General features: G+C 43.4%; 8 protein-coding genes and 1 pseudogene. 2 read left to right on the top strand and 7 right to left on the bottom strand.

The features are described 5' to 3' along the window. Nucleotides 1–15 precede the first annotated feature (15 nt). From JMX97_RS11880 to JMX97_RS11850, 7 genes are all read right to left on the bottom strand, one after another. Complete coding sequence (locus tag JMX97_RS11880; protein WP_201558392.1) at nucleotides 16–1,311, bottom strand: molybdopterin molybdotransferase MoeA; 1,296 nt, start codon at nucleotides 1,309–1,311, stop codon at nucleotides 16–18. A 190-nt stretch (nucleotides 1,312–1,501) separates the two neighbouring features. Further along, the gene (locus JMX97_RS11875) at nucleotides 1,502–2,518 is read right to left on the bottom strand and encodes a peptidylprolyl isomerase (protein ID WP_201558391.1); all 1,017 of its coding nucleotides are present in this window, start codon (nucleotides 2,516–2,518) and stop codon (nucleotides 1,502–1,504) included. Nucleotides 2,519–2,641: 123 nt separating this feature from the next. Beyond that, a complete protein-coding gene (narI, locus tag JMX97_RS11870; protein WP_201558390.1) occupies nucleotides 2,642–3,367 on the bottom strand; it encodes a respiratory nitrate reductase subunit gamma in 726 nt (241 codons plus the stop codon). Between the two features lie 11 nt (nucleotides 3,368–3,378). Then, complete coding sequence (gene narJ, locus JMX97_RS11865) at nucleotides 3,379–4,251, bottom strand: nitrate reductase molybdenum cofactor assembly chaperone (protein WP_201558389.1); 873 nt, start codon at nucleotides 4,249–4,251, stop codon at nucleotides 3,379–3,381. Nucleotide 4,252: 1 nt separating this feature from the next. Then, a complete protein-coding gene (gene narH, locus JMX97_RS11860) occupies nucleotides 4,253–5,791 on the bottom strand; it encodes a nitrate reductase subunit beta (protein WP_201558388.1) in 1,539 nt (512 codons plus the stop codon). 35 nt (nucleotides 5,792–5,826) lie between these two features. Further along, on the bottom strand, nucleotides 5,827–9,585 hold the full coding sequence (locus JMX97_RS11855; RefSeq protein ID WP_201558387.1) for a nitrate reductase subunit alpha: 3,759 nt from the start codon (nucleotides 9,583–9,585) through the stop codon (nucleotides 5,827–5,829). 362 nt (nucleotides 9,586–9,947) lie between these two features. Further along, the gene (locus JMX97_RS11850) at nucleotides 9,948–11,327 is read right to left on the bottom strand and encodes a NarK family nitrate/nitrite MFS transporter (RefSeq protein ID WP_201558385.1); all 1,380 of its coding nucleotides are present in this window, start codon (nucleotides 11,325–11,327) and stop codon (nucleotides 9,948–9,950) included. A gap of 391 nt (nucleotides 11,328–11,718) precedes the next feature. Between JMX97_RS11850 and JMX97_RS11845 the strand changes: the two genes are divergently transcribed. Together JMX97_RS11845 and JMX97_RS11840 are read left to right on the top strand one after the other, a co-directional pair. Continuing rightward, nucleotides 11,719–13,773, top strand: a complete 2,055-nt coding sequence (locus JMX97_RS11845; RefSeq protein ID WP_227671589.1) for a histidine kinase — start codon at nucleotides 11,719–11,721, stop codon at nucleotides 13,771–13,773. A 68-nt stretch (nucleotides 13,774–13,841) separates the two neighbouring features. Further along, nucleotides 13,842–14,304: pseudogene (locus JMX97_RS11840) on the top strand (transposase); the annotation flags it as partial.

Genomic DNA, 14,304 nt, shown 5'->3' with positions numbered 1-14,304 from the left:
TATTAGATAGTTTTACTACGTATGCAGCCAAGGAAAAGGTTGGACGTTTACGATATCACCTGATGTCACGTTACCACTATCTTGGTCTAAAACGATAAAGCAGTTGGCGTGGCTCAGCTGCTTTATTCTATGAGAGTCTTGTTTAGAGGAACATTCCACTTGATAGCTACCACATTCGATTTGTGACAATATACCCCGTTGAAAGTCAGTACGACCGACTGATTTTTTTATGTCATTCATGACTTTGGCTTTTACGGTCAGTTGCATGGGCTGCTCTGAAGCTGAAACTCCTGACATCTGCCATAATGCTGGAATCACAAACTGTAAAGCCCCTACTACGGTTGACAAAGGGTTACCTGGTAAGCCAAAGAACAATACCGGCTTGTCGATACCTTTATTCAATTCACCAAAGACGAAAGGCTTGCCGGGTTTCATCGCCACTTTGTAGTGGTTTATTTGCCCTAAATCTTCAATCACTGTAGTCAGGAAATCATAATCTCCGACAGAGACCCCAGCAGTAGAAATCAGCACATCACACTCTTTCATGGCTTTAGTAACGGCTTTGGTGGTCTTATTTAGGTCGTCAGGGATGATGCCATAGTCATTAATAACTATTGGTAACGACTCTAATAAGCTCTTCATAGTGGATGTATTGGAGTTATATATTTGCGCCAAACTTTTTAATTTACCACCAAGCGCCACCAGTTCATCACCGGTCGCCACAAGGCCTACCGTAAGCGGCTTAAATACTTTTACTTTGTCGATACCTAGATTGGCAAGCAAGCTAATATCAGCAGGGTTTAGGCGTTTGCCTTGTTGTAAGACCAACTCGTTGTGTTGTATCTCTTCGCCTTGCTTACGGATATTCGCATCTACGTCTGCAGCCTTTGATAAAATAATCTCGTAAGATTGCGTTTTATCTAGGCTGTCTTTTATATAAGCAAAATTGGTGTTTTCTTGCATAATAACGGTATCACAACTGTCCGGCACCACAGCACCTGTAAAGATACGTATACCTTGGCCTTTTTTAACAGCGTCCGTATAAGGACTTCCTGCTTGCGACTCGCCAACAATCTCAATAAGACTGCCTTTCGATAGCGTGCTACCGTGAGCCATAGCGTAGCCATCCATCGCCGATATATTCTGTCTCGGCACGGCAAAGGGTGAAATAATATATTCAGCCAGGATGTGGTTACGGCTGTCTAATAGCGCGCAATTTTGCGTCGCTCTTTTTTTTAGTGGCAAATCATCTTGATTATAAATAGCTATGCGTTGCTGAATTGCAGATCGTAACTGCTCTGTAGTAATCATAAGCGTACACTCGTTTTATTAATGATAAATATTCGATCCATTTATCAGTGATAAGTTTGTTAGTGCTAAGTTAAACAATGACTGGCATTCAGTCAACGAAAAAATAGACGGCTGCTCATTTAATTGGCAACAGCGTCTATTTTCTAGGGCGTGTTGAACATTCAACACGCTCTAATATCATATACCTTTACTAGCCGCGATATACATTTTCTTGTGCCAGCACCATTTCAATCCCTTCTATCTGCGCCTCATCAGCTAAGGTAAATAAGTAATCACAAAGCGACTGATGAAAGGCCAGTTGACTCAGCTTATTGGATATCGCAGCGCCTACTTGCTCATAACTCATTTGTATTCCGGGCTGTTTATTTAGCACCTCAACAATGTGAAAGCCATATCTGCTTTCGATAGGACTAGGGGCTATACCGGTCTCTAACTTGAATAACACGCTTTCAAACTCTGGTACGGTTTGTCCTTTGCTAATGATACCCAAATCGCCCCCTTGTTCTTTTGAGGGACAAGAAGAGTGCTGACGTGCTAAATCAATAAATGCCGCAGTAGGGTTGCTATCGGCCTTAATTTGCTCAATCATGTCGTAAGCGGTCTTTTTGAGTTTAAGTCTTTCGTCACCATCTTCAGGCAAGCAAGCCAATAATATATGGCGAGCAGTCATAATAGGATCAGTCATAAAGTCATTTATATTCTGATCATAATAGCGTTCGCAAGTTGTACTATTTGGTATAGTCGCTTTTACGTTTTTATCGATTAAGCTAGAGATGGCCTTTTCTTCATCTTCCTCCCATGCCGATTCGCCTATACTGCTGTCACTTAAAACAGCAAGCCTTAATAATTCACGAACCACCAACGCCTGAGTCGCTGAAAATACCGCATCCTCTTTAGTTTCTGCGGGATGATATTGCATCTCTTGAGCAATAGCCGTTCTTTCGATCATCACGCCGTTGACCACTACAGAAGGCAGCTCGTCACGGCTAGAGGCGATTAGGTTCTTATGGTTGCTTCGCTCTTCTGCCATTGCTTTTTCGATGAACTCTTGATCAGAATGTGGTTTTTTAAGATCGGTTAATGTTGGCATAAGATGAACGATATCTTCCTGACCTTCCGTTACTATATTGTCGGCTACAGTAGAAGAATTAGAGGCATGATTATCACAGTTAACGTGGTCGGCGGGGTTATAGGTACTGACAGTCATAGTTGGTGCTCCGCTAAGAATTCGTGTAATAGACATTTAGAAAATGCTGTGTTTAAAAAGATGGTATTTAAATACAGCATTGAGATCATTAATTTAAGTCGGGCTAAATGTTGCAAAAGACTCTTATTGAGAGCTCTTTTGCCTGACAATCTGATAACGACGGCCAAGATACCAAACGGGTGCACTGACAATATGGATGAGTCGAGTAAACGGAAAAATCATAATAAGGGTAATGCCTAGTGCCATATGCAGCTGATATATTAGATCAGCCTGCTCGATACGTGCTGCTGCTTGTATAGGTCTCAAGAGTGTAATGTCTTGTGCCCAACCTGCATAGTTCAACATAGTCAACCCATCTAGATGCTGGGCTGAAGTAAAAATACTGCCCATCCCTAAAGTCAGCTGCACAAATAACAATACCAGTATCAGCTTGTCTGAGAACGATGAGGTGTTGGAGATACGATCATCAGTGAAGCGTCGCCACATCAGCATGACCAGTCCAACCCAACAGAATGCACCCGCGATACCACCAACGACTACCGCTACCACTTGTTTGTTCCCGGCACTAATGAATCGATCATATAAAATGTGCGGGGTTAACAAGCCGAATAAATGTCCGAGTAGCACGACAATAATACCAACATGGAACAGATTGCTCGCTAGGCGCATATTCTTCTTTCTTAACATCTGCGAAGAACCACTCTTCCATGAATATTGAGATAAATCAAAACGTACCCAAGTACCAACGATAGCCACAGCCAGCGCAATATAGGGATAAACACCAAAAAGGAATATTTGTAGCCAATTTAGGTTGGCTAACGCTTGTAAACTAGGAGCGCCAAGATTCATGTCCTTTCTCCTTATAATTGTTTGACCGAAGGGTTTTGTTTAAAGTCCACCCAGTGCACAGGGGCATCAACGGCATTTTTTGTCTTAACAGGTCTAACGCCAGCTTTAGCGGCCAGATTATGGGTACTGGTCTCTGAAGGACAGCGCTCTTCTTGCTGGGCACCCAAAAAGTCGACCACTTCTTCTTCCCATTCTTTATCTAACGCTTCAAAGCTATCATCTCGCGTCTCTTTACTGATTTTTTCCTGAAAGTCGTCAACCATCTCAAGGGTTTTTCCGGCAATCTGTAACAGCGCATTAAAACAACCTTGATATAAGCTTTTTCGGTCACCGAGTCGGGCGGCCAGTAACGCAATAATATGACTCACATCGGCAATATCCATACGAATCTGAATGTCATCTTCAATAATAGTGGCTTGATAGGCCAGGAATTCTAGATATAACGGCAGAAAGTCTGGTAACTCTTTAACACCAATCTCAAAGCCCGCCTCTTCATACTGACCCATCAGATCGACCATAGCTTGACCGCGGTCACGCGACTCACCATGGACATGTTCAAACAACCATAGCGACAATGAACGACCGCGCTCAAACAAACCATCATAACGAGATTGCGCCTCAAGAGATCCGGTCTCAATTAAGTCGTCAATTAAGCTAATTATTTGGCCCCGTACTTGTGGGCTAATCAGGGTTGATTTTGCAACGATCTGCTTACATTGAGTAAAAGCATCGCCTTCAAAGAGCTCATTACTCGGATAATCTATAAGTAAGCTCAACACTTTTAATAACTTTAATTCTGAATCGCCAATTTTAGGTAGCGGGTTCAGATGATTGGCTGAATCTGGATTATAAGACTGAGCGCTATAAGACTGAGAGGTTTGCATATTATGATTCCCACTTTTGGACAGTATCAATAAAGTCGCGACGGTTGGTTTTACGTTGGCCGAACATACTATTATCAGTAGCACCTGAACAGCCGTCACCAAAGGTGAAGCCACAGCCGCCACGCTCAGCAAAAGCATCACTCAACGCTTCTTCTCTATGTGCGGTTGGGATGACAAAGCGGTCTTCATAGTTGGCAATCGCTAGATAACGATACATCTCTTCAACCTGAATCTTGGTTAGTCCAACATCGTCCAATATGCTTTGAACTTCTTGCTTTTCGACCAGCTGCATACGTTTATAACTACGCATAGCAAGCAGACGTTTTAGAGCAAGACGAACGGGCTCTTCATCACCGGCGGTCAATAGATTGGCTAAATAACGCAGCGGTATCCGTAGGCTGTCGACATCTGGAATGAGACCATCCATGCCTACCTTGCCGGCTTCAGCAGCATTTTGGATAGGAGAAAGTGGCGGCACATACCAAACCATTGGTAAGGTGCGATACTCAGGATGTAGTGGTAAGGCCAGCTTCCAATCCACGGCAAGCTTATATACTGGTGAGCGCTGCGCAGAATCGATAACTGATTGCGGTACGCCATCTTTTAACGCTTGAGCAATAACGACAGGATCATTAGGGTCTAAAAATAAATCCAATTGCGCCGGATAGATATCTTTCTCATTTGGTGTACTGGCTGCCTCGGCAATTTTATCAGCGTCATATAACAGCACGCCTAAATAGCGGATACGGCCTACACAGGTTTCTGAACAGACAGTCGGCAAACCGGCTTCAATACGCGGATAGCAGAAGGTACATTTTTCAGACTTTCCTGACTTCCAGTTATAGTAAATCTTTTTATACGGGCAGCCTGAAATACACATCCGCCAGCCGCGACATTTGTCCTGATCAATCAGTACAATACCGTCTTCTTCACGCTTGTAGATAGCACCACTAGGGCAAGCCGCCACACAGGTAGGATTCAAGCAATGCTCGCAAAGACGCGGTAGATACATCATGAATGTATTCTCGTACTCTCCGTAGATATCCGCTTGGATATTATCGAAGTTTTTGTCTTTGCGTCTTTTTTCAAACTCTGTGCCTAGAATCTCTTCCCAGTTAGGGCCCCATTCTATCTTTTGCATGCGCTTGCCAGAAATCAATGAGCGCGGGCGGGCAATAGGCTGGTGGTTACTGATAGGCGCGGTATGAAGATGCTGATAATCAAAATCAAACGGTTCGTAATAATCATCAATCTCTGGTAAATCAGGGTTGGCAAAAATATTAGCCAACACTCTGAACTTACCACCAATGCGTGGGTTGATAGTGCCGTTAGCGTTGCGTATCCAACCGCCATTCCATTTGTTTTGGTTTTCCCACTCTTTGGGATAACCAATACCGGGTTTGGACTCAACGTTATTAAACCACGCATATTCCATGCCTTCACGGCTGGTCCAAACGTTTTTACAGGTCACTGAACAGGTATGACAACCGATGCATTTATCAAGGTTAAGCACCATGCCGACTTGCGAACGAATTTTCATGGGTGTGCTCCGAGTATGGATAGAAAGAAGTCGCTTTAGCCGTCAATGCTGGTAGGCAATGGGCGCGGCAATGAATCATCTGGCTTGTCTTCTAACCAGTCAATTTTTGACATTTTACGGATAACAACAAACTCATCACGGTTACAACCTACCGTTCCATAATAGTTAAAGCCATAAGACTGCTGCGCATAGCTGCCAATCATATGGGTTGGTTTCAAGATAGTACGGGTCATTGAGTTGTGAATGCCGCCACGAGTACCCGTTTGCTCAGAACCAGGAATATTGAGCAGTTTCTCCTGAGCGTGATACATCATGGTCATACCTTCTTTGACCCGCTGACTGACGATGGCACGAGCGGTGAGAGCGCCGTTAGCATTGAACAGCTCAATCCAGTCGTTATCGACGATACCTGCTTTTGCCGCATCAACTTCTGACATCCAAACACAAGGGCCACCACGGCTCAAAGTCAACATCAATAAGTTGTCAGAATAAGTACTATGGATACCCCACTTTTGATGCGGTGTTAAAAAGTTAAGGACAATTTCTTTATTACCATTGGGCTTAGCGTTTTTAACTATCTCAGTGGTTTTGGTATCAATCGGTGGACGATATTGTTGCATTTGCTCCCCAAATGCCTGCATCCAAGGATGATCTTGATAAAACTGCTGACGGCCCGTAAGCGTACGCCAAGGAATGAGCTCATGAACGTTAGTATAACCGGCGTTATAGCTCACTTCATCGGACTCGATACCCGACCACGTTGGGCTTGAGATAATTTTACGCGGTTGCGCGACGATGTCTTTAAAGCGAATCTTTGTATGCTCACTAGATTTGGCAAGATGATCATGTTCACGACCGGTAAATTCAGATAATGCCTGCCAGCCCTTAACAGCAACATGACCGTTGGTTTCTGGGGCGAGCATCAAGATAGTTTCGGACGCATGGACTGCCGTACTGATACGCGGTCGACCTTCAGAAACGCCGGGTTCAGTCACGCGGTAATTGAGATCACCGAGTTGTTTGACTTCGGTTTTGACGTCCCAATTCAGACCTTTTGAGCCGTTACCCAGCTCTTCTAAAGCAGGGCCTAAAGAGGTGAACTTGGCATAGGTACTTGGATAGTCACGCTCAACGATCTTAATCATTGGGCAGTTTTTACCCGGAACAGGTTTTTCGCCAGCAGTTTTCCAGTCTGTGCCACCAAATGGCTGAGCCAATTCGCCCGGGGTGTCATGTTGCATCGGATAGGTAACGACGTCAGTCTCAACCCCTAGATGGCCTTTTGACACTTCAGAGAAGCTCTTAGCGATACCTTTATAGATTTCCCAATCCGTTTTAGATTCCCAAGCAGGATCTGTTGCTGCCGTTAGAGGATGGATAAAGGGATGCATATCTGAGGTATTCATGTCATCTTTTTCATACCAAGTTGCAGTCGGCAGCACGATATCAGAATACATACAAGTAGAAGACATGCGGAAGTCTAACGTAACCACCAAGTCCAGCTTGCCAGTCGGGCCTTTTTCTACCCAATCGACTTCTTTTGGTTGTAACTCACCAGCGGCGTTTTCTTCGTTTAATAGGCCGTTTTTGGTACCTAAGAAATACTTGAGCATATATTCATGCCCTTTACCTGATGAGCCCAAAAGGTTTGAGCGCCAGATAAACATATTACGCGGGAAGTTGACGGGGTTGTCCGGTGCCTCACAAGCAAAACGCATACTACCATCTTCTAAAGAATCCACCACATAATCTTCGATACCCTTACCATTTGCTTTTGCCTGATCAGCAATGATTAGCGGGTTGCGATCGAGTTGCGGGGCAGAAGGTAACCAGCCTGCACGTTCCGCCTGAATATTGTAATCAAGCATATGCTCAGGGAAATGGGTTTTATTGGCATGCGGCGAGAGAATCTCATGGGCAGAGATGGTCTCATGACGCCACTGCGAGCTATGGGCATAAAAGAAGCTGGTACCCGCCATTTGGCGCGGTGGACGATGCCAATCAAGCGCAAAGGCTAATGGCAACCAGCCGGTCTGTGGGCGTAGTTTTTCTTGACCCACATAATGCGCCCAACCGCCACCTGATTTGCCGATGCAACCACACAGCATTAGCATGTTGATAACGCCACGATAGTTCATGTCGAGGTGATACCAGTGATTCATACCCGCACCGATGATAATCATCGATTTGCCTTCAGTCTTATGCGCATTTTCTGCGAACTCACGGCCCACTTGGATGACACGCTCACGACTGAGTCCAGTGATCACTTCCTGCCACGCAGGCGTACCTGGGACACTAGCATCGTTATAGTCATCGGTGACGTGATCGCCTCCAACCCCATTATCGACACCAAGATTGGCAACCGTTAAGTCAAATACGGTCGCTACTATAGCGGTGGTGCCATCAGCAAGGGTAACGGTTTTACAAGGGACAGTTTTTTGCTGTAACGCTTCGCCTGGTACGCATTCAAAGTGTGGATGTTTAACATGACCAAAGTAGTCAAATGCGACTATGCAGGTCTCAGCGCTGTCTTTTAAGGTTAACGTCAGGTCAATTTCCTCGCCTGTCGTACCGTTCTTTTGCTCAATGTTCCACTTACCCTTTTCACCCCAGCGATAACCAATAGAGCCTTGTGGAGAAACCAACTCGCCATCATTGTTCAGGCCGATGGTTTTCCATTCTGGATTGTTTTCTTGACCCAAGTTATCAACCAAGTCAGAAGCACGAAGATAGCGACCAGGACGACGCGAGCCTTCTTCACCCTCTATCATGACCAAGATTGGCATATCGGTATAGCGCTTGGCGTAGTCTAGAAAATACTCACTAGGATGCTTTATGTAAAACTCTTTAATAATGACATGACAAAAAGCTTGAGCTACTGCCGCATCCGTCCCTTGCTTGGGATTCAGCCATAAATCAGTTAACTTGGATATTTCCGCATAATCGGGAGTAATAGAAACGGTTTTAGTACCTTTATAACGAACTTCAGTAAAGAAATGCGCATCGGGTGTGCGAGTTTGCGGGACGTTTGAACCCCAAGCGATAATATAATCTGAGTTATACCAATCGGCGGACTCAGGAACATCCGTTTGCTCACCCCAAGTCATTGGAGACGCAGGTGGCAGGTCACAGTACCAATCATAGAAAGATAGGTTAGCGCCACCAATCAAGGATAAATAACGGCTACCAGCCGCGTAGCTGACCATCGACATGGCCGGAATAGGAGAGAAACCGACAATACGGTCAGGGCCATAAACCTTTGCAGTATAGACGTTGCTCGCGGCAATGATCTCATTGACCTCTGCCCAAGTTGAGCGGATAAAGCCCCCTAAACCGCGTTTAGATTTATACTGTTCGGCTTTGATTGGGTCTTCGACGATACTTCCCCAAGCATCGACTGGGTCTGGAAATTCGCCCTTGGCTTCACGCCATAATTTTAATAAAGGCTTACGTACTTTAGGATATTTTACCCGGTTGGCAGAATACATATACCAGCTATAGCTTGCGCCACGAGGACAGCCTCGAGGTTCGTGGTTGGGTAAGTCTGGACGGGTTTCTGGATAGTCAGTTTGCTGAGTTTCCCAAGTTACCAGTCCGTTTTTAACATAGATTTTCCATGAGCAAGAACCCGTACAGTTAACACCATGGGTTGAGCGCACGACTTTGTCATACTGCCAACGGCTGCGATAAGCATTTTCCCATTCACGCGACTCATCACGGGTCTCGCCGTGTCCATCAGCAAACTCACCTTTTTTGCGTTTAAAAAAACGGAATTGATCGAGTAAATGGCTCATTTCGCTATCCCTTCTGTTGTTGCTTATGATGTATTTAGAACTGGGCTTAGAGTGCTGTAAGGAGTGCTTTGATTAGCTTTTCTATGCCCAAAATTTAGTAACTACTGTTTCAATATCATCATTTTAAGTAAAGCGCAAAAGTCTTACTATTATCTAACATGAGCACAGCCCTACTCCCTTAGTAGTAGCCGTTATAAAAATACTATAGTCAAAAACTAATCAATCAGAGAGAAAACAGGCGATAGAAAACCAGATAAAATTTAATAAGCAAAAAAAATACTACTTACCTAAGTAAGTAGCACGATTAAAAAACTTTGATATTGTATTTCTATTACTGATATATTTTTGGCACCTATAGACAACTAGCAAGGATATTCAGCATTTCCGCGGCTGTAATACCACCAAGTTAATACGATGCAAATGATATAAAAAATAATTAAAGCGATAAAAGTACCAAAGACACCTAAGCCCGAACCAAACATTTTGGGGATAAAGAAAGCGCCATAAGCCGCGATAGCCGAGGTAAAGCCAACGACCGCTGCTGCCTCTTTACGTATCTCTATGAACAATGACTCTGCCCCCACCTTCTCCGGCTCGCGTCGCTCATGAAAGGTTTCAAAAATAACCGGAATCATAGTAAAGGTAGAGCCATTACCAATGCCGGTGGTAATAAATAGCACCATAAATGAGATAAAGTATCCGACAAAACTGCCTTCACTGGTCGCGCTAGGTAAGAAATACATGACAGCCAACACTGCCAATACCATCACAATATAGTTCCAGAACGTAACTCGAGCGCCGCCTATTTTATCAGATATCCAACCCCCTAATGGACGGAAAAGCGCACCTACCAAGGGACCCAAAAAGGCAAATTTCAGGGCGTCTATGGCTGGGAATGAATTCTTAATCAACATAGGAAACGCGGCAGAGAAACCAATAAACGAACCAAAGGTTGCCATATAAAGAATGCACATAATCCAGTTGTGCTTACGCTTAAAGATAACAGATTGATCTTTAAATGTGGCTTTAGAAGTGGCGATGTCATTCATTCCAAACCAAGCCAATACTGAGAATAGCAGGATAAATGGCACCCAAATAAAGCCAGCGTTTTGTAGATAGAACTGTTGGCCCGAACCGGAAATCTGTGGATCGCCTCCCAAGCTACCGAATGCGGCAAACAGGATGACCACTGGGACCACGAACTGCATTACGGACACGCCTAGATTACCCAGACCTGCATTAAGGCCTAGGGCGGTACCTTGTTCAGATTTTGGATAAAAGAACGAAATATTGGACATAGAAGAGGCAAAGTTACCCCCACCAAAGCCGCAAAGTAGCGCAATGATAGCGAATATCATAAACGGGGTATCAGGGTTTTGAACCGCAAACCCCATCCATAATGCCGGAATCAATAACGATGCCGTGGAGATAGCGGTCCAGCGCCGACCACCAAAAATAGGCACCATAAAAGAATAAAAAATACGCAACGTCGCCCCTGATAAGCCTGGCAAAGCCGCTAACCAAAAGAGCTGTCCGCTATCAAAAGCAAAACCTATCTCTGGGAGGCGAACGATGACCGCGCTCCATACCATCCATACTGCAAAAGCCAGTAATAAGGCCGGTATAGATATCCATAAGTTGCGTTTCGCGACTTTTTTACCGCTACTTTCCCAAAATTCCTCCATCTCAGGGCGCCAGTCAGTGATGAGCTTACCACCTTTAAAATCGTCATTACTGCCCATGCTATTCCTCACTTAATATCGTCTATACAGTTAGGCCACTATAAAAATAGGCAGTAAGGAGTAGACATTTAAAGAAAACAAAACGGTCTACTACTCTTGCTTATTGGCTCTATTATTCACTTGATGCATTACCAACAAATGATAACTCACGGTACTTTGTTATCACTGTTATTAGTATTAATACATAGTGGTATACTGATAGCTTAAAGAGGTAATATTTAGCACTCTAAGTGAACTACTGCTTTAGAGGTATATAAAAGGTCAACTCATTGATGATAGATTGATATTTGGGCTTATACGCTTGAACATTTCAAGCTCGAAATTTCTAAAAATCATGCTTCCCAATCATTATTCCCAGTCATGTTTCCTAATAGATAAAAGCTTCTTAATTATGAATAGTCGTCTATTACGCCACTCCCTACCCCTTCATGCTTGGGGCGCTATCTTTACTATTTCTATCTTATGCTTTATATCTGCATTAGGTGGTGGCATGCTAGCTTGGGTATCGGAATCAGATGCGCAAGCCATTAACACCGCAGGCTCGGTACGTATGGCAACCTATCGTATCAACTTTCAACTGGCGACTGATTTTGCTGAAGACAACCCTTTCAATTTGGACATTGGTCTTAAGCAAAATGACTTAGAAGGTAAAGAGGATGTTAAAGGTGAGAATAGCGTTGGCGAGCAAAACAAATTAAGTTCTATTAGTAAAGAAGAGACTGGAAAAGTAAGCATTCTTATTGAAGATATGGAAAGTAGACTGGCGGAATTACATAACTATCAATTGGCTAATGCTAATGACAATGAAGGAATCAACAACCAACTTAAGCAAATAGAGTCGCAGTGGTTTCGCAATTTGAAACCTGCTTTATTATCACTAGATACCCAGAAATTCTATATCTTCTCGTTTCAATACATTGAAGACGTGGATAGCTTCGTCAGCGAGCTACAGCATAGAAACGAGCAGCGTCAGACGTGGCAGCAGATTTTGCAAATTGTATCGTTGGTGCTGACGGTTATCATTATGCTAGTAGGTATGCAAAAACTGCATCAGAATGTACTAATACCCGTACAACAGCTTATTAAAGCCAACTATAAATTTAAACAAGGCAAGCGTAGTACTAGAGTGTCTATATCAGGCTATACAGAATTTAATGCACTCGGAGATTCTTTTAATGATATGGCGAGCACCATTGAGACTCATCAGCGTTCACTTGAGAGTGAGGTACAGATAAAAACCCAACATCTAGTGAAAGCCAATCAAGTACTGTCGCTGTTTTATGATTTTTCTAAATCCCTAACGACCAGTCAAGTGAGTTTATACAGGCTGGATACCTTGATCACAGATTTTGGTAAGATTCTGCCGCATCTAGAGTTCACTTTATGCATACAGAATAAATTCATAAATAATAAAAACGCCATCATCTTACATGGTGAAAAAATGAAAGAGCTGTGTAAGAAGCTAAACTGTGATAACTGTTTGACTAAAGAAGGGGCCTATACCAAATCCTACCCTATCGCCCACCAAAAAGTCGAATTCGGCGAGTTAAAAGTGAGACCAAAGTCGGTCCTACTTATCAATAGTACACTTTCTCCAGATAATAATGACGGCAGTACGAAATCCTCACAGCGTATTCAGATTGCAAAAGAAGGTAGAACCTTTTTCGAGTCTGAAATAGGTTCTGAGCTAGATTTTGAAAACAATGAGCTGATTGTAGCGCTCACTAACCTTATCAGTACTGCTCTGTCACTACGTAAACAAAGACAACAGGAGCATCAGCTCATCTTGTTTGAAGAGAGATCCACTATTGCTAGAGAGTTACATGATTCTTTGGCTCAGTCCCTGTCTTATCTAAAAATTCAAGTCAGTGTGTTAGAGCGGCATCTTAAAAATGGGTCTGACGAACAAAATGAAGCCTCCGTCCGGCAGCATATTGATCAAATAAAAGCAGGTCTTAGCTCCGCCTATCAACAGCTAAGAGATTTATTAATTACCTTCCGTCTCACCATCGACAATGATAATTTTGATGAAGCATTACACGAAGCTGCCAATGAATTTGCGCTTAAAGGTAAGTTTGATATTACGGTGAGTAATCGAGTGATGACTCTGAATTTAAGTGCCACTGAACAAATTGATTTAATCCAAATTGCCAGAGAGGCATTGTCAAATATTAGCAGGCATGCCCAAGCTGAAAGTGTAGACATTGAACTGGGATATGATGATGAGGACAAATACATTGTTATGACCATTGTAGATGATGGTGTTGGTATATCAGGCACCGTAGATCAGACTCAGCACCATGGTCTAATGATTATGAAAGAGCGCGCTCATAACTTAGGCGGCGAGTTAATCGTCTCTAACAATCAGCCACAGGGCACTACAATAACCGCTAAGTTTGCGCCCAATTTCTTTGACGAAAGCACCATCGAAGAAGCTTATCTATAATTAATAGGACTTACGCAAAACCGAATAAATATTGCTAATCTAGAGAATACCGTAGTAGCATAATAGTCATGAAAAAGCCCAAAGTAACCCGACTAGATTATTGCCAATATCTCATGGTGAGTCAAATAAACTACACCATTACTAATTATGCTGATCATCATCCTGAGAATATCAGTCATGACCGTATCAATCGCTACTTGAAAGGCGATAAGCTCAAACCCCGACTAGTCTGGGAGCAAGTCAAACAAGACCTTGTATCCCATGCTGATGGTTACCTGATCTTTGATGACACCGTATTAGACAAAGACCATAGTCACAAGATAGAACTGGTCAACCGCCAGTACAGTGGTAACGCCAAGCGCTTGATTAAAGGCATTGGCCTTGTGAACTGCATCTACGTTAATCCGCACACCCAGCAGTATTGGGTTATTGACTATCGTATTTATGACAAAGCCATTGATGGTAAAACCAAGCTTGATCATTTAAAAGACATGCTACAGCACAGTATTGAGTACAAGCAGCTGGCATTTA

The organism is Psychrobacter sp. 72-O-c (genome assembly GCF_904846605.1).
Taxonomy (GTDB): Bacteria; Pseudomonadota; Gammaproteobacteria; order Pseudomonadales; family Moraxellaceae; genus Psychrobacter.
The sequence above is the reverse complement of the archived record's forward strand: the minus strand, read 5'-3'. Positions and strand labels throughout refer to the sequence as shown.